The 16,910-nt window shown below is 51.8% G+C and carries 19 protein-coding genes and 1 pseudogene; 12 read left to right on the top strand and 8 right to left on the bottom strand.

Annotated elements, in window-relative coordinates; all coding sequences use genetic code 11:
- Positions 1-208: 208 nt before the first annotated feature.
- Together JZ655_RS05545 and lipA are read left to right on the top strand one after the other, a co-directional pair.
- Positions 209-1,162, top strand: a complete 954-nt coding sequence (locus JZ655_RS05545; RefSeq protein ID WP_207293214.1) for a YbeF family transcriptional regulator — start codon at positions 209-211, stop codon at positions 1,160-1,162.
- Between the two features lie 207 nt (positions 1,163-1,369).
- Positions 1,370-2,335, top strand: coding sequence for a lipoyl synthase (gene lipA / locus JZ655_RS05540; RefSeq protein WP_046884300.1), 966 nt, complete (start codon positions 1,370-1,372; stop codon positions 2,333-2,335).
- Between the two features lie 74 nt (positions 2,336-2,409).
- On the opposite strand, the gene tatE is transcribed toward lipA, so the two are convergent.
- Both tatE and JZ655_RS05530 read right to left on the bottom strand, forming a co-directional pair.
- Positions 2,410-2,613 (bottom strand): twin-arginine translocase subunit TatE, encoded by a 204-nt coding sequence (gene tatE, locus JZ655_RS05535; RefSeq protein ID WP_040076588.1) that lies wholly within the window; start codon positions 2,611-2,613, stop codon positions 2,410-2,412.
- Between the two features lie 128 nt (positions 2,614-2,741).
- Positions 2,742-3,530 carry a deaminated glutathione amidase gene (locus JZ655_RS05530; RefSeq protein WP_207293213.1) on the bottom strand — a complete coding sequence of 263 codons (789 nt, stop codon included), beginning with the start codon at positions 3,528-3,530 and terminating at the stop codon, positions 2,742-2,744.
- A 66-nt stretch (positions 3,531-3,596) separates the two neighbouring features.
- Between JZ655_RS05530 and crcB the strand changes: the two genes are divergently transcribed.
- A complete protein-coding gene (crcB, locus tag JZ655_RS05525) occupies positions 3,597-3,980 on the top strand; it encodes a fluoride efflux transporter CrcB (RefSeq protein WP_207293212.1) in 384 nt (127 codons plus the stop codon).
- A gap of 219 nt (positions 3,981-4,199) precedes the next feature.
- Here the strand turns inward: crcB and cspE are convergent, their stop codons facing one another.
- A complete protein-coding gene (cspE, locus tag JZ655_RS05520) occupies positions 4,200-4,409 on the bottom strand; it encodes a transcription antiterminator/RNA stability regulator CspE (protein ID WP_002439184.1) in 210 nt (69 codons plus the stop codon).
- Positions 4,410-4,599: 190 nt separating this feature from the next.
- Complete coding sequence (gene pagP, locus JZ655_RS05515; protein WP_207293211.1) at positions 4,600-5,175, bottom strand: lipid IV(A) palmitoyltransferase PagP; 576 nt, start codon at positions 5,173-5,175, stop codon at positions 4,600-4,602.
- Between the two features lie 639 nt (positions 5,176-5,814).
- Between pagP and dcuC the strand changes: the two genes are divergently transcribed.
- Positions 5,815-7,188, top strand: a complete 1,374-nt coding sequence (gene dcuC / locus JZ655_RS05510) for an anaerobic C4-dicarboxylate transporter DcuC (protein ID WP_207293210.1) — start codon at positions 5,815-5,817, stop codon at positions 7,186-7,188.
- Positions 7,189-7,276: 88 nt separating this feature from the next.
- A complete protein-coding gene (gene rna / locus JZ655_RS05505; RefSeq protein ID WP_207293209.1) occupies positions 7,277-8,086 on the top strand; it encodes a ribonuclease I in 810 nt (269 codons plus the stop codon).
- A gap of 4 nt (positions 8,087-8,090) precedes the next feature.
- On the opposite strand, the gene JZ655_RS05500 is transcribed toward rna, so the two are convergent.
- Positions 8,091-8,708, bottom strand: coding sequence for a flavin reductase family protein (locus tag JZ655_RS05500; RefSeq protein ID WP_040076594.1), 618 nt, complete (start codon positions 8,706-8,708; stop codon positions 8,091-8,093).
- Between the two features lie 395 nt (positions 8,709-9,103).
- Here JZ655_RS05500 and rnk point away from each other — a divergent pair, with 395 nt between their 5' ends.
- From rnk to uspG, 3 genes are all read left to right on the top strand, one after another.
- Positions 9,104-9,514, top strand: a complete 411-nt coding sequence (gene rnk / locus JZ655_RS05495) for a nucleoside diphosphate kinase regulator (RefSeq protein ID WP_207293208.1) — start codon at positions 9,104-9,106, stop codon at positions 9,512-9,514.
- A 138-nt stretch (positions 9,515-9,652) separates the two neighbouring features.
- The gene (gene yldA, locus JZ655_RS21590) at positions 9,653-9,742 is read left to right on the top strand and encodes a small membrane protein YldA (protein WP_353960801.1); all 90 of its coding nucleotides are present in this window, start codon (positions 9,653-9,655) and stop codon (positions 9,740-9,742) included.
- Between the two features lie 161 nt (positions 9,743-9,903).
- Positions 9,904-10,332 carry a universal stress protein UspG gene (gene uspG, locus JZ655_RS05490; protein WP_046884306.1) on the top strand — a complete coding sequence of 143 codons (429 nt, stop codon included), beginning with the start codon at positions 9,904-9,906 and terminating at the stop codon, positions 10,330-10,332.
- Between the two features lie 58 nt (positions 10,333-10,390).
- On the opposite strand, the gene ahpF is transcribed toward uspG, so the two are convergent.
- Both ahpF and ahpC read right to left on the bottom strand, forming a co-directional pair.
- A complete protein-coding gene (ahpF, locus tag JZ655_RS05485) occupies positions 10,391-11,956 on the bottom strand; it encodes an alkyl hydroperoxide reductase subunit F (protein WP_046884307.1) in 1,566 nt (521 codons plus the stop codon).
- 125 nt (positions 11,957-12,081) lie between these two features.
- On the bottom strand, positions 12,082-12,645 hold the full coding sequence (gene ahpC / locus JZ655_RS05480) for an alkyl hydroperoxide reductase subunit C (protein ID WP_006818993.1): 564 nt from the start codon (positions 12,643-12,645) through the stop codon (positions 12,082-12,084).
- A gap of 368 nt (positions 12,646-13,013) precedes the next feature.
- On the opposite strand from ahpC, the gene dsbG reads away from it, so the two are divergent.
- From dsbG to JZ655_RS05460, 4 genes and pseudogenes are all read left to right on the top strand, one after another.
- Positions 13,014-13,760 carry a thiol:disulfide interchange protein DsbG gene (dsbG, locus tag JZ655_RS05475; protein WP_207293207.1) on the top strand — a complete coding sequence of 249 codons (747 nt, stop codon included), beginning with the start codon at positions 13,014-13,016 and terminating at the stop codon, positions 13,758-13,760.
- A 217-nt stretch (positions 13,761-13,977) separates the two neighbouring features.
- A pseudogene (locus tag JZ655_RS05470) lies at positions 13,978-14,160 on the top strand (helix-turn-helix domain-containing protein); the annotation flags it as partial.
- A gap of 55 nt (positions 14,161-14,215) precedes the next feature.
- Positions 14,216-14,913 (top strand): IS1-like element IS1A family transposase gene (locus JZ655_RS05465; protein WP_242637262.1). Its coding sequence is split into 2 segments (ribosomal slippage): positions 14,216-14,465 and positions 14,465-14,913, totalling 699 coding nucleotides; the frame shifts between segments, so codons are not numbered across the junction.
- Positions 14,914-14,970: 57 nt separating this feature from the next.
- Positions 14,971-15,651, top strand: a complete 681-nt coding sequence (locus tag JZ655_RS05460; protein ID WP_242637302.1) for a LysR substrate-binding domain-containing protein — start codon at positions 14,971-14,973, stop codon at positions 15,649-15,651.
- Between the two features lie 61 nt (positions 15,652-15,712).
- On the opposite strand, the gene JZ655_RS05455 is transcribed toward JZ655_RS05460, so the two are convergent.
- Positions 15,713-16,873: a pyridoxal phosphate-dependent aminotransferase gene (locus JZ655_RS05455; RefSeq protein WP_207293206.1), complete on the bottom strand. Its 1,161-nt coding sequence runs from the start codon at positions 16,871-16,873 to the stop codon at positions 15,713-15,715.
- Between the last annotated feature and the right edge of the window lie 37 nt (positions 16,874-16,910).

The following is a 16,910-nucleotide window of genomic DNA, read 5'->3' as shown; positions in this document are numbered from 1 at the left end:
AAGCCTGCAAAGCCCCTGCCAATAAGCGCTAAATAATAGCCTGTGCCGGCACGGCCATCCGAGTGGCAAGTCACTACCTGCGCAGCAGTCAAGCAACCGTTTGATTCCTAACAGCAAGTAACTACGGCAAAACTGTTCAATCAGAACAATAAGCATAATATTTAATTTCAACTATTATTTATATTGCGAACAAGAATGGAGCGAAAGCGTGGATTATAATAATCGTCCAGAAAAACGCCTTAGTGATCCGAGCGGAGATGCGAAACCGCAAATTTTTCGGACTTTACGCAATATTGACCTCAACTTATTGACAATATTCGAGGCAGTATATGTCCACAAAGGAATCGTTAATGCTGCGAAAATTCTTAATCTCACGCCGTCAGCTATAAGCCAGTCTATCCAGAAGTTACGCGCCATATTTCCCGATCCGCTTTTCATTCGTAAAGGCCAGGGGGTTACGCCAACCGCGTATGCCACGCATCTGCATGAATATATTAGTCAGGGGCTTGAGTCGATCCTTGGGGCACTGGACCTGACTGGCAGCTATGACAAACAGCGTACTATTACCATCGGTACCACGCCTTCCATCGGCGCACTGTTGATGCCACAGATCTACCACGCCGTCAAAACTCACGCACCGCAACTGCTGCTGCGCAACATTCCGATTACCGATGCGGAAGCGCAACTTGCCCAATTTCAGACCGACCTGATTATTGATGCTAATACGCTCAATGCACGCGCGCTCAGCCATACCGTGCTGTTTACCGACACCTTGTTATTGGTGTGTCGTAAGCATCACCCGGCGCTGAGCCAGCCGGCCACGATTGAAAATCTGCGCCATTACGAACAAACGCTACTAATTACCGAAGGGCAAAGTATGAACGGCCTGCGTCAGCGGGTGAATGAGATCTTCCCGGAGCGTCCGGTGAGCTTTAGTAGTTACAATATGTTTACGATTGCCGCCCTGATCGGTAGCAGCGATTTGATTGGTATCATGCCGACGCGCATGTTCAGTCTGCTTCGCAACTGCTGGCCGCTGGAGCAGATCCCTCTGGCGCAACTCAATGCAGAAACGGCTGAGATTTCGCTGTATTACAACAAGCTGAGCCTGCGCGATCCGGTACTGGAAAACGTCATCAACGTTATCCGTCAGACGTTTTGAGTCATTACACTACCCCTGACGCCTGTCGCGGGTAGGTCAAATCGCACAATCCAACAACTATTTTACAAATTGGCGACCGCTCAGGCTGCTTTATCGTCCGTATCAATGATATACTGCCTGTCGTTCGTTCAAATATAGTTGATAATTGCAACATTCCCTTGAATAGAAACGCTTTCCCTCGAATTTCGCAACTGGAACACGCACGCTATGAGTAAACCCATTGTGATGGAACGCGGTGTTAAATACCGCGATGCCGATAAAATGGCCCTTATCCCGGTTAAAAACGTGGCTACGGAGCGCGAAGCGCTGTTAAGAAAACCGGAATGGATGAAAATCAAACTTCCGGCCGACTCGTCGCGTATCCAGGGAATCAAAGCGGCGATGCGTAAAAACGGCCTTCACTCCGTTTGTGAAGAGGCCTCTTGTCCTAACCTGGCCGAGTGTTTCAACCACGGTACAGCGACCTTCATGATCCTGGGTGCCATCTGTACCCGTCGTTGCCCGTTCTGTGACGTTGCCCATGGTCGCCCTGTCGCGCCGGATGCGAATGAGCCGCAGAAACTGGGACAGACAATTGCCGACATGGCGCTGCGCTATGTGGTTATCACCTCCGTTGACCGCGACGATCTGCGTGACGGCGGTGCTCAGCACTTTGCCGACTGCATTACCGCGATTCGCGAGAAAAGTCCGAACATCAAAATTGAAACGCTGGTGCCTGACTTCCGTGGCCGTATGGACCGCGCTCTGGAGATCCTGAACGCGACGCCGCCAGACGTGTTTAACCACAACCTGGAAAACGTGCCACGCCTGTATCGTCAGGTACGTCCTGGTGCAGACTACAACTGGTCTCTGAAGCTGCTGGAGCGCTTTAAAGAGGCGCATCCAGATATCCCAACGAAATCGGGTCTGATGGTGGGTCTGGGCGAAACTAACGAAGAGATTATTGAAGTGATGCGCGACCTGCGTCGTCACGGCGTGACCATGCTGACGCTGGGCCAGTATCTCCAGCCAAGCCGTCACCACCTGCCGGTTCAGCGCTACGTCAGCCCGGAAGAGTTTGATGAAATGAAAGCTGAAGCCATGGCAATGGGCTTTACCCATGCAGCCTGTGGTCCGTTTGTCCGCTCTTCTTACCACGCCGATATGCAGGCGAAAGGGGAAGAGGTGAAATAAGCGGATCACACCCGCTTACATTTCCCCCATAAAAAAACCGGCCTGAGCCGGTTTTTTTGTTTACTGCGAGCCTATTACTCTTTGTGAGAGAGCTTCTCAGCGGTGATGTCTGCATCGGCCGTTTTCTTTGCCGTTACATCATCGTCGTTCATCGCTTTTTTGAAGCCTTTAATGGCTGCACCCAGATCTCCGCCCAGCGTGCGTAACTTTTTAGTACCAAACAGCAGGACCACCAGTGCGGCAACCACCAGCAGTTTGGTAATACTAATCTCACCCATAGATACCTTCTTGACTTGAAACAGGCTGCGTAATGCGCCCTTAAAACCCGAGTTTATTAACGGTCATTTGGCGCGCTGACACAATAGCAATCTGTAACAAGGTGAATCAAGCCTTGTTGAAAAAAACGTCATAATAATTGCGGTGGCGCAAAACGGCGGTTACGTAACACCGGTAATTGTTGCCGGGCATAGGCGATACGTTGTGGGTTGATTTCAGCGATTAACAGCGCAGGTGCCTCCGCCGCAGCGGCAACGGTCACGCCCAGCGGATCGATGACACGGCTTTGCCCGATATTTTTGTTCCCGCACTCGCCTGCCGCCACGACATAACAGGTCGTATCCAGCGCCCGGGCCACCAGCAATGTCGACCAGTGATGCTCCTTCAGGGGGCCCCGGACCCAGGCCGCAGGGAGTACCAGTACCTGTGCGCCCGCTAGCGCCAGATTGATCGCCATCTCCGGGAAACGAAGATCGTAACAGGTCATCAACCCAAGCTGGATCCCCTCGATCTCGATAAGCGGCGGCACGATCGTTCCGGCATCCACCAGCCTCGACTCTTGAATACTGAACGCATCGTAGAGATGCAGTTTGGCGTACTGCTCAACGATTTTGCCGCTCCGCAATGCAACCAGCGTATTCACCGCCCTGCCCGCAGTGGAAGGCACATGCAGCGTCAAGACGGTTGTCATAGTATTGCGTGCGCTCTCAGCCAGTAGCAATGTGAGAAAACCACCATCGAGCGGCTGAGCCGATTTCACTGAGAGATCCGGATCGTTATCGTTACGCGCTAGCAGCGCTTCGGGTAACACCAGCAGCGAGGCCCCCTGCTCCGCGGCCTGCTCCATCAGCGATAAACAGGTTTCTGCATTTTTTTGCCATTCCGGCGTTACTGCAAACTGCCCTACCGCGACATACATATTTTCCCCCTGCCATAAACGGCGTTACACTCATAACCTCTACACATCAAATAGCAGGTATTGTTCGTGTTTCAACTACTTTTAGCCGTATTTATTGGCGGCGGAACGGGCAGCGTTGCGCGTTGTTTGTTAAGCATGCGCTTCAACCCACTGCATCAGATCATTCCCCTGGGCACGCTGGCCGCCAACCTGATCGGTGCGTTTATCATTGGTATGGGTCTGGCCTGGTTCAACCGCATGACGCACATTGACCCTGTCTGGAAGCTTCTGATCACCACCGGCTTTTGTGGTGGCCTGACAACCTTTTCTACGTTTTCGGCGGAAGTCGTCTTTTTGCTGCAGGAAGGCCGTGTTTCGTGGGCGTTATTGAATATCGCGTTAAACCTGCTGGGGTCGCTGATGATGACCGCGATCGCATTCTGGCTTTTTTCTGGCGCAAACGCGCAATAGAAACCGCGCGTTAATGTTGTCTTAATTTTTCTCTGGCACCCTGAGCCCAACTTGTGAGAAGGGGTGCCGGGATGAAAGAGAACATGATGTGCGCGGGGATGGTGATGCTGAGTTTGCTTATCGTCGCCAGCTTTCTGAATTTATATCTGTTTAGCTAAGCTGAAACGAAAAAAACCCGCTCAGTGAGCGGGTTTTGAAATTCTTGCTGTCTCGTCTGGATTACAGAGCGATTACGTTAGCAGCAGAAGGGCCTTTGGCACCGTTAGTGATTTCAAACTCAACGCGCTGACCTTCAGCCAGAGTTTTGAAACCATTGCTCTGGATTGCAGAGAAGTGTACGAACACGTCTTTGCTGCCATCTTCCGGAGTAATGAAACCGAATCCTTTGGACTCATTAAACCACTTAACGTTACCTTTAATCTTAGACATCAAAATTACCTTTACATGAAAAAAAGACACTAATGCTGTGTCGGGTATCAGTACATCAATTGTGAGACGTTTTGTCCAGCGGAGATTTTATAAAAAGTGACAAAAGTCGCGTTAATCTTTGCCACTTCCTTTTTATCCTTTGCGATTCAATGACTGACTGTTTTTTCACCAAAATGTAAAGTTATCTCAGTTAAAACTGGAAGCGCATCCAGGCAAAATAGACGTTACCGTTATTATACGTTCCGGGTATATAGGTCATCTGGAAAGTTGCCGGACCGTAACCCACGGAAGCCAGGGGTAGCAATACAGGTACGGGGATGTACTTCCAGTTATCACGTGCGGTGACGCCAGCGGTATAGCCCAATCCGACGTGGAAATTATCATCTGCCAGCGGTCGCCGGGTCTTTTCCCAGCCATAACCCCCGATCGGCTCCCATTTGTTATAGGAGTCTTTAAACGCCATCAGATAGATACCGTTCCAGTTACCTTTCTCATCCCAGCGTGACTGACCAAAGCCAGCACCCCATGGGCGCTCGTTATAGCGGTCGGTCTTATCTTTATCATAGGCAAAACGGGCATGCCAGGTGATGGCCGGTACGTAGAGGTCATAATGTTCGGGTTCGTTCCATGTTTGCGCAACGTTATCCTTAAACGTTGAAAACCACCCTTTGTCGCTTCCATTTTCAGCGGATAACGCGGCGGAAGAGAGTGTAAGCTGACCAAAAATAAACAAAAAAACCAGGGCAAATTTATTAATTACTGTCACGATTCTATTACCATGCTATGTATTCAACGCTTATCTTCGCATAGCTTAATTGAATGAACCCTTAACAACATTAGCGCTACTCTTAATTATTAATCACTACTAATAAGATTTATCCTGGATAACCCTGTCCATTACGCTAATAATCCTCTACATACAGCTAAAAAAGGCTCAAAAGGTGGCAAGGCACGCTGTACGCCACTCCCACGCTGAGTTTGCTAATGACTGGCTAAAAAAATAATATGCTATCTGCATAATTATTAACTCAGCGATAATAATTATTTACCCCATTTACCATCCGGTAAAAATATATTTCTACAATGAATAAAAGCGAGTGGAAAATAACACCTCCAACCGAACCTCGCGAATAAATATAACACCTTGCTCCGCAAAGAAATTTTTAGCTTCCGATGTTTGCGCAGCACCTTGACGGCGGTGCGTAACCGACGTGAAAGTGGAGGCGTAGGCCTTACACGGACGGCTTTCGTTACCAGGTCTGCTAAATATCGCTGATCTCCCCTTTAGTAGTAGATTTATTGATTTTGGTCAGCAATATTGGGCCATTATTTCGGCACATTTTTACACCTTATGATTCTTACTACTTTTATCCATACGCTCTGGGCGTCGGGGACAGGGGAAAACATGCTTACCGTTATTGAGCTTCTTATCGGCGTGGTCGTCATCGTTGGCGTCGCGCGCTATATCATCAAAGGCTACTCAGCCACCGGCGTGTTGTTCGTGGGGGGGCTGGCCCTGCTGATCGTCAGCGCGCTGATGGGCCATCAGGTTTTACCTGCCAGTGCGGAAAGCACCGGTTACACCGCGACTGATATTGTTGAGTACATCAAAATCCTGCTAATGAGTCGCGGCGGCGACCTCGGCATGATGATCATGATGTTATGCGGTTTTGCCGCTTACATGACGCACATCGGTGCCAACGACATGGTCGTGAAGCTGGCCTCAAAACCGCTTCAATACATCAATTCTCCTTATATGTTGATGATTGCTGCCTATTTCGTGGCTTGCCTGATGTCGCTGGCAGTTTCATCGGCCACCGGTTTGGGCGTGCTACTGATGGCAACGCTGTTCCCGGTAATGGTAAACGTGGGGATCAGTCGTGGTGCCGCCGCGGCGATTTGCGCCTCCCCCGCAGCCATTATTCTCTCCCCCACTTCCGGAGATGTGGTGCTTGCAGCGAAAGCCGCAGAAATGCCGCTGATTGATTTTGCCTTTAAAACGACCCTGCCCATCTCCATTGCGGCCATTATTGGTATGGCTATCGCGCACTTCTTCTGGCAGCGCTACCTCGATAAAAAAGAGAACATCTCTCACGAAATGATGGATGTGAACGAGATCACCACCACGGCACCGTCGTTTTATGCCACCCTGCCGTTCACACCCATTGTGGGCGTCCTGATTTTCGACGGCAAATGGGGCCCACAGCTGCATATCATCACCATCCTGGTTATCTGTATGTTGGTGGCCGCCGTGCTGGAATTCGTACGGGGTTTTAATATCCAGAAGGTCTTTAGCGGTCTCGACGTTGCGTGGCGCGGTATGGCCGATGCTTTTGCCAACGTAGTGATGCTGCTGGTGGCAGCCGGGGTCTTCGCCCAGGGGCTGAGCACCATAGGCTTTATTCAGAGCCTGATCTCTATCGCCACCTCGTTTGGCTCGGCAAGCATTATCCTGATGCTGGTGCTGGTGGTACTGACCATGCTGGCCGCGATGACCACTGGCTCCGGCAATGCTCCGTTTTATGCGTTTGTCGAGATGATTCCAAAACTGGCGCACTCATCGGGGATTAACCCAGCCTATCTCTCGATCCCGATGTTGCAGGCCTCCAATCTTGGCCGTACCATCTCTCCCGTCTCTGGTGTGGTGGTTGCCGTTGCCGGTATGGCAAAAATTTCGCCTTTCGAAGTGGTAAAACGCACCTCAGTTCCGGTACTGGTGGGGCTAGTGATTGTGATTGTCGCCACCGAGATTCTGGTGCCCGGCACCGCAGCAGGTTAACCTGCCGCTCAGCAAAAAGCGCCGTCTGGCGCTTTTTGTGTTTTAATTACGGCAAGTAATTATTTGCTTTCAACTATCAGGAATTGACATGTTCAGGAAGGATTTCGTTTACCGTCTCAGCGCCGCCGCCGTGGCGATGTTTGCCTGCGCCGCACAAGCTACGCCACTGAAGGCAACCCAGTACGGGGATTTTGACCGCTACGTGCTGGCATTGTCGTGGCAGTCAGGATTCTGTCAGAGCCTGCACGACAGAAAGAGCGCCGAGCCGGACGAGTGTCGCCTGCAAAAAGAGAGCACGGACAAAACTGCGGTCCTGACGATCCATGGCCTGTGGCCGGGTCTGCCGAAGTCGGTTGCTGCGCGTGGTGTGGATGAACGCCGCTGGATGCGCTTCGGCTGCGCGACTCGCCCGATTCCTAACATGCCAGAAGCCAAAGCGGGGATGAAATGCGCCGCGGCAGAAACGGGTTTATCACTTACAGGGGCCGCAAAGCTGAGCGAGTCCATGCCGGGCGCAGGAGGGAACTCCTGCCTTGAACGGTATGAATATGCGAAGCACGGCGTCTGTTTTGGATTCGATCCTGACGCCTATTTTGGCACGATGGTGCGGATGAATCAGGAGGTCAAAAGCAGCCCTCTGGGACAGTTCCTCGCCGCCAATTATGGCAAAACCATCAGCCGCAGCGCTTTTGATGCGGCCGTGGCCCAAAGCTTTGGCAAGCCAGCGGTAAAAGCCGTAAAGCTGACCTGTAACGGCAACCCTGCCTATCTCACCGAAATGCAAATCTCGCTGCAGGCCAGCCAGGTTAACGCGCCGCTTGCGGCCTCATCCTTTGCCCCACAGCCGCATCCGGGCAACTGTGGGAAAAAGTTTGTTCTCGATAAAGTAGGATATTAAGCGCTTACTTACGCGCGTCCGGGCGCACCAGGTCAAAACGCTGGTCTTCGCTTATTGCAAAGTAAGCACTCGGTCCACCGGCGCGGAGCACAGGCTCCGCCCGTGCCGTCTGATAAATACCGTCCTGCAGTAGCGCTTCATCGATATGAATCCCCACCACCTCCCCCAGCACCAGCCAGGTGTCAATGGCTTCGCCATTCGCGGCGGTGAGCTGAATACATTGTGATAAGCGACATTCGAAGTTCACCGGGCTTTCAGCCACTCGTGGTACCTGTACAACCCGGCTTTCAGCCTTGGTTAGCCCGGCACGAATAAACTCATCCTCACCGTGCGGCAGGCTGGCGGATGTTTCGTTCATCGCGCTGGCCAGCGTGCGGGTCGTAAGATTCCAGACAAACTCGCCGGTCTCAACGATGTTACGCACGCTGTCCTTCCAGCCACTGCTGGCAAAGCCAATAATGGGCGGATGGTAGTTAAAGCAGTTAAAGAAGCTGTAGGGTGCCAGGTTGTGTTGCCCTGACGCATTACGAGAGGCGATCCAGCCAATCGGACGCGGGCCAATGATGGCATTCAGCGGGTCATGCGGCAGGCCGTGCCCCTGTGAAGGTTGGTAAAAGTACATAGCGCTCTCTGAACAGTATGGAGACTGGCAGGGCGTAAATTGCGCTTCGCTCATTCCCCTGCCCCCAGGAGAATCAGCGTAACGCAATCTGTTAGATTTTACGACGTTATCACCCGGGCAGGCCGTCTTCTGTCTGCCTGAGTCGCCCCATCCGGGCGCTTAAAAACTATAATGCAAAACGGCGAAGGATCACGCGCCGGGGCCTAAAATCATACAAACGACTCAGGGAGACGGGTTATGAACAATCACCTCTGTGAATGTGCGCTTGATCACTTCAAACATGGCGCCAGAGTCAGTATTATCATCAGACGATAAACCCTCGCTGCCAGACGGCGAGGGTTTTCTTTTGGGATCTTTTCTGCGGTTGTCGCAGCATTAACGACATGGAGTAAATTATGTCACGACCAACAATCATCATTAATGAACTCGATGCTGAACGTATCGACCGCCTGTTAGAGCAGCCGGCGTTTGCTTCTCTGCCCGTTGCTGATGCCCTCAATGCCGAGCTGGATCGCGCCCAGATGTGCACGCCGCAAAATATGCCGCATGATGTGGTGACGATGAACAGCAAGGTAAAGTTTCGCGATTTGACCACCGGGGAAGTGCGTGTCCGCACCCTGGTCTATCCCGCGCAGATGACCGACAGCGCGACCCAGCTTTCGGTGCTGGCTCCGGTTGGCGCAGCGCTGATTGGTTTACGCGCCGGAGATACCATCAACTGGGCATTACCTGGTGGCACATCGACGCATCTGGAGGTGCTGGAGCTGCTCTGGCAACCTGAAGCAGCCGGTGAATACCTGCGTTAACCTTTCTGAATAAGCGTCCCGACGCTTTGAACAGAGGATGCCCGCGCATCCTCTTTCCGCAAAATCATACTTTCGTGCTATTGAGCGTAAATTCCCGTTAATCCAGGCTTAATTTGTTTCAGTGCCGCGGGGACGGTCATGAACGAAGGGCTTGTTATCTCACTCTTTTTCCTGGTGTTAATGGCAGTCATTATTATGGCTGTGCTTTATCTTGAACGGCACTGGTAACTAACCTCTATAAATTCCCCGCTCCCGATTGGCTTTTTTTGCCCCTCTTTTCTGCCTGAAAGATTTATTCAGACGATATTAAAAGTGCCACCCGCCTGGCAGAAACGGACATTCTCTTGTGATTGAATGGATAGTGCGTTAATTAACAGGGAGAAAGTCGCATGTATCAGACAATTATTATGCCGGTGGATGTTTTTGAAATGGAACTGAGTGATAAAGCGATTCGCCACGCCGAATTCCTGGCACAACAGGATGGCATCATTCATTTATTGCATGTCCTGCCCGGATCATCCAGCTTCGGCCTGCATCGTTTCGCCGCGGACATTCGCCGCTTCGAAGAGCACATTGAGCACGAAGCACAAACGCGCCTGAAGACCATGGTCAGCCATTTCAGCATTGACCCGTCCAGGATCAGAACGCACGTCTGTTTTGGTAATGTGCGCGATGTGGTTAATGAAGTCGCCAGCGAACTCAATGCCGATGTGGTGGTGATTGGCTCGCGCAACCCCTCAATTTCCACCCACCTGCTGGGTTCGAACGCGTCAAGCGTCATCCGCCACGCCTTTATTCCGGTGTTGGTCGTCAGGTAAAAAAAGAGGCTACCCTGGGGGTAGCCTCTTCACTTTGCAGGTGTAGTCTTACTTTTTTTTATGCCGTCCTGGTGCGAATCAGATAATCAAAGGAACTCAGTGACGCCTTCGCCCCTTCGCCGGTAGCGATGATGATCTGTTTGTACGGTACGGTGGTGCAGTCGCCCGCTGCGAACACGCCCTTCACGCTGGTTTCGCATTTCGCGTCAATGATGATTTCGCCCATGCGATTACGCTCAATGGCGCCTTCCAGCCAGTTAGTGTTTGGCAACAGCCCAATCTGCACGAAGATCCCCGACAGCTGTACGCCGTGCACATCACCGCTCACGCGGTCGCGGTATTCCAGACCTGTCACTTTGCTACCGTCGCCCTTCACTTCCGTCGTCTGCGCATTCAGAACGATATCGACGTTTTTCAGGCTACGCACTTTATCCTGCAGGACCTGGTCCGCTTTCATTTCAGGGGCAAACTCCAGCAGCGTAACGTGTTCAACGATACCCGCCAGGTCGATAGCCGCTTCCACGCCGGAGTTACCGCCGCCGATCACCGCCACGCGTTTACCTTTAAACAGCGGGCCGTCGCAGTGTGGGCAATAGGTCACGCCTTTGGTGCGATAGTGATCTTCACCCGGCACGTTCATGTTGCGCCATTTGGCACCGGTTGCAATGATGATGCTGCGTGCTTTCAGCACCGCGCCGGAGGCGGTTTCAATCTGGTGTAACCCGCCTTCTACCGCTGCCGGAACCAGTTTGCTGGCGCTCTGGCTGTCAATCACGTCCACTTCGTAATCGCTAACATGCGCTTTCAGGGCACCGGCCAGCTTCTGGCCTTCGGTTTTCGGCACAGAGATATAGTTTTCAATATCCACGGTGTCGAGCACCTGGCCGCCAAAACGCTCGCCCATCAGACCGGTACGAATACCTTTACGTGCCGAGTAGACCGCCGCTGCCGCACCTGCCGGGCCAGAGCCCACGATCAGTACGTCGTAAGCATCGCGTTTGTTCAGCTCGTCTGCTGCGCGTTTTTCCGCGCCGGTATCCACTTTCGCCACGATTTCAGCCAGCGTCATACGGCCCTGACCAAACTCTTTACCGTTCATAAAGACCGCGGGAACGCCCATTACGTTACGTTCGGTGATCTCATTCTGATACACGCCGCCGTCGATAGCCGTGTGTTTGATACGCGGATTCAGCACCGACATCAGGTTCAGCGCCTGCACAACGTCAGGGCAGTTATGGCAAGAGAGCGAGTAATAGGTTTCGAACTCGAAATCACCGTCGATATCGCGGATCTGCTCCAGCAGCGCCTGCGCCTCTTTGGACGGATGCCCACCGGTCCACAGCAACGCCAGTACCAGGGAGGTAAATTCGTGGCCCAGTGGAGAACCGGCGAAGCGCGGCCCCTGCACAGAGCCAGGGTTAGTAATCAGGAAAGAGGGCTTACGCACAGGCAGCGCGTTATCTTCCTTAAAGGTCACTTTCGGTGACAGTTCGGCAATCTCTGCCAGCAGTTCCTTGATCTCTGCCGATTTAGCGCTGTCATCCAGCGTGGCAATCAGCTCAACAGGTTTGGTCAGTTTTTCAAGGTAAGCCTTGAGCTGGGTTTTCATATTTGTGTCGAGCATTGTTCTTCCCTCTCTTAAAACGTCATCATGCAAGCCGCCTTATTTGGGCCGCCTGAATGCAACTTGCATCATGGTGCTGAAATAAATGGGCGCGGGCGCGCCCATTGATGAACGGGTAGTAAAACTTAGATTTTACCAACCAGATCTAAAGATGGAGCCAGGGTCGCTTCGCCTTCTTTCCATTTCGCCGGGCACACTTCGCCTGGGTGAGAAGCAACGTACTGAGCCGCTTTCACTTTACGCAGCAGGTCAGACGCATCACGGCCGATACCTTCAGCGGTAACTTCGATTGCCTGGATGATGCCCTGCGGGTCAACAACGAAGGTTGCACGATCTGCCAGGCCTTCGTCTTCACGCATGTTGTCGAAGTTACGGGTCAGGGCGCCAGTCGGGTCACCGATCATCGCGTATTTGATTTTCGCGATGGTTTCGGAGCTACCGTGCCATGCTTTGTGGGTGAAGTGGGTGTCAGTAGAGACAGAGTAAACATCCACGCCCAGTTTCTGCAGCTCTTCATAGTGGTCTGCAACGTCGCCCAGTTCGGTCGGGCAAACGAAAGTAAAGTCAGCCGGGTAGAAGAAGAAGACGCTCCAGCGACCTTCGGTATCTTTCTCGGTTACTTCAATGAACTCACCGTTTTTGAACGCCTGGTTTTTGAAAGGTTTAATTTTAGTGTTAATCAAAGACATCTGTACTTCCTCCGTGTTTTCGTTGAGGTGTAAGGTAACCAACTTTGCTCATCGGGGCTAATGGGTAGGCGTTATCAAATCAATCAGCCATACCTAACAACCCACCTGAAACCGGTTATCAACCCTTAAACGTAAAAAGGCCGCCTTTACGGGCGGCCCTGATACCTGAAATACCCGTGGGTAACTTCAGTGCCAGCCGAAGCTGGCGATGTGTTGCGCTCTACATTACCTTTAGCAAGGTCGTAACAGCGCTATGGATTACACCATCCTGTATGATAAAGGACAATTACCCGGCACCGCACTTGTGCCTATGGTTGCGATAGGTTTTGTCGAATCAGTTGCCTGGCCTCTGATATATAAGGATTTTTATGTTGAAACGTACCCTTTTACTCTCTCTCATTCCCGCTCTGGTGCAGGCAGAGGAGTTACCCGCCCCTGTTAAAGCTATTGAAAAACAGGGTATCACCATTATCAAACCCTTCGAGGCACCCGGCGGCGTAAAAGGCTGGCTGGGCAAATATCAGGATATGGGGGTCACCATCTATCTGACCCCAGACGGCAAGCATGCTATCTCCGGGTACATGTACGATGATAAAGGGACCAACCTTAGCGAAAAGGTGATTCAGAAAGAGATCTATGCGCCCGCCGGCCGCGAGCTGTGGCAGCGCATGGAGAAAGCACAATGGCTCCTGGAGGGGGATAAAGCGGCACCGCGCGTTATCTATGTCTTCGCCGATCCGTTCTGCCCTTACTGCAAACAGTTCTGGCAGCAAGCACAGCCCTGGGTGAAGGCAGGAAAAGTACAACTTCGTACGTTGCTGGTAGGCGTCATCAAACCCGAGAGCAAAGCCACCGCTGCGGCCATTCTGGCGGCGAAAGATCCGGCCAAAGTCTGGCATGAGTATGAAAGCTCAGGCGGCAAATTGTCGTTAGATGTCCCCTCTTCCCCCTCTGCTGAACACCTTAAAACGCTGAAGGATCACGAGGCCATTATGGATGCCCTCGGGGCAAACGCCACCCCCGCCATTTATTACATGAACAGCGACAACGAATTACAACAAGTGACCGGGCTGCCCGAAAAAAAACAATTGGATATGATGATGGGTAAACAATAATGTTACCCGGTGGCGGCCATTTCTCTCCGCCACCACCCCTTTCGTGGATAATTTAATAAAAATCTTCGTCTCGAATAAATCCACAGGCATGATATATTTAGTTCACGTTCAAACGTAATTAAGCTAGCCATTGAAATGGATTGTAAATGGCTAAATTAAATCTATAGCTATCATTTATACGAAAAGCGCTATCGGCACAGCTACATCAGGAAGAAACATGGCTAACCTTTATGATCTGAAGAAATTTGACCTTAACCTGCTGGTGATATTTGAGTGCATTTATCAGCATCTGAGTATAAGCAAAGCGGCAGAAACGCTTTTTATTACCCCTTCGGCGGTCAGTCAGTCATTACAGCGGTTGCGCAATCAACTCAACGATCCGCTTTTTATTCGCTCGGGTGGTGATGCTGCCAACTTACTGATTTAGTGTATGATGGTGTTTTTGAGGTGCTCCAGTGGCTTCTGTTTCTATCAGCTGTCCCTCCTGTTCAGCTACTGACGGGGTGGTGCGTAACGGCAAAAGCACCGCCGGACATCAGCGCTATCTCTGCTCTCACTGCCGTAAAACATGGCAACTGCAGTTCACTTACACCGCTTCTCAACCCGGTACGCACCAGAAAATCATTGATATGGCCATGAATGGCGTTGGATGCCGGGCAACCGCCCGCATTATGGGCGTTGGCCTCAACACGATTTTACGTCACTTAAAAAACTCAGGCCGCAGTCGGTAACCTCGCGCATACAGCCGGGCAGTGACGTCATCGTCTGCGCGGAAATGGACGAACAGTGGGGCTATGTCGGGGCTAAATCGCTCCAGCGCTGGCTGTTTTACGCGTATGACAGGCTCCGGAAGACGGTTGTTGCGCACGTATTCGGTGAACGCACTATGGCGACGCTGGGGCGTCTTATGAGCCTGCTGTCACCCTTTGACGTGGTGATATGGATGACGGATGGCTGGCCGCTGTATGAATCCCGCCTGAAGGGAAAGCTGCACGTAATCAGCAAGCGATATACGCAGCGAATTGAGCGGCATAACCTGAATCTGAGGCAGCACCTGGCACGGCTGGGACGGAAGTCGCTGTCGTTCTCAAAATCGGTGGAGCTGCATGACAAAGTCATCGGGCATTATCTGAACATAAAACACTATCAATAAGTTGGAGTCATTACCCGCTCGGGTAAAGGTATTACGCCCACGACGGTTGGCACCAATTTGCATATCCATCTGGAACAGAATCTAAACCAGCTGGAGCAGACCATTAATATCATGCACAACAGTAAGTTGAAGAAAAACTTCATCATCTACTGTCCGCAAATAATTACCACTAAAGTGATTATGGAGCCGCTAAAGCTGCTGATAGGCGAACATAATTATGAAATTGAACTGCATGACATGATGGTGACGCGTGAGTCGGCTGAAGATTTACTGGCCTACCGAAAAGCCGACCTGATCTTCTCCTTCACGCCGTTACAAAACCGGTCGATTACCTGTACCGATTTCAGAGAGATACCCTTCGTTCTGTTCTGCCGAAAAGACCATCCGCGTATTGGGGAGGCCCCGGATCGCGAAAGCTTGCTGCAGGAGAAATTCACCGCCTTTTTAAGTGAGGAGCCAGGGGTTAAAAACTTCCAGTCAACCATTGCGGAAGCGCTCCCGGATCGCAATGTCGCTTTTCGTAGCGACTCCTACATGACAATACTCTCTATGGTTAGCACTTCAGATATGATTGGCATCGCCCCGGAAATTGTTTTCCAGCGATATGCCGATTTTCTTGAATTGAGAGCGATCAATGCTGATTTTGAGCTGCCGCGAATGAAAATACATATGATGTATAACCGTTCCGCATTGAACAGCAACAGCTTCTCCCATTTTATTGCGCAAATTAGTCCATAAAAATAATCGATTCTGATCGGGTATTACACCGGGATCAGAATCGCATTATTTTATCTACGTTTCACAACGTATTTAATCGTTCTGCGGCGGCCAGAAGCGTTGACTCCTGCTTGGCAAAACAGAGCCGAATAAGCTTATGTGGGAAGGGCCCGGCACAAAATACTGAGAGCGGAATGGCGGCCACGCCCACCTCTTTTGTCAGCCACTGACAGAAACTCACGTCATCAAGATCGGAGATGGCGCTATAGTCAGCGAGCAAGAAATAGGTACCCTCGCAGGGCAATAGCTTCAGGCGGCTATTGCCGAGGGCGTTAACAAAACAGTCCCGACGCGTCCGGTAAAACGCCGGTAATTCGCGATAATGACCCGGTTCGGCGCGCAGCATATCTGCCAGCGCCAGCTGAGCCGGGGTATTAACCGAAAAGGTCAGGTACTGATGCACCTTGCGCAACTCGGCGGTGATGGCCGCCGGCGCCACACAGTAACCTACTTTCCAGCCGGTCATGTGATAGGTTTTGCCAAAGGACGATACCGCAATGGCGCGCTGGCGCAGCTGGGGATGGCACAGCACGCTGGCATGTCCCTCTTCGGCGAAGCAGATATGCTCATAGACTTCATCGCTCAGCACGTAGATTTCATGATCGGCAATCGCCTGCCACAGGGCGGCGAAATCGGCCTTGCGCCATACCGTCGCTGACGGGTTATGCGGCGTATTCAGGATCACTAAACGTGTTTTGTCACTCAACAAAGCAGCAAAGGCCTGCCAGTCCGGGCGAAAGTGTGGCGGCTGCAGCGCGATGCGTTTCACGACCCCACCAGCCAGTTCAATCGCGGGCGCGTAGCTGTCGTAGCTCGGGTCAAAACAGATCACCTCATCACCGGCGCGTACCAGCGCAGTAATGGCCGCATATAACGCTTCGGTTGCGCCGGCGGTAACCGTTACTTCTGTATTCGCATCTGGTGTGTAGCCGTAAAGCTCGGCCGTTTTATCAGCAATGGCTTCGCGCAGAGGCTGAACGCCGGTCATCGGCGCATATTGATTTGCGCCGGCGGCAACGTGATGCGCCAGCCGGGCCTGCAAATAGCCCGGGCCATCGAAATCCGGAAACCCCTGCGAAAGATTAATGGCGTTGTGCTGCTGGGCCAGAGCACTCATTTGCGTGAAGATGGTGGTGCCAAGATTGGGGAGTTTGCAGTTGGGAATCAACGGGTTATCGTTCATTGTGTTATGCCTGTTTGTAATACTTATGTTGCTGCCA

Origin of the sequence: Leclercia pneumoniae (assembly GCF_017348915.1) — a bacterium.
Lineage (GTDB): Bacteria > Pseudomonadota > Gammaproteobacteria > Enterobacterales > Enterobacteriaceae > Enterobacter > Enterobacter pneumoniae.
This window is presented reverse-complemented; position numbering and strand designations above follow the sequence as displayed.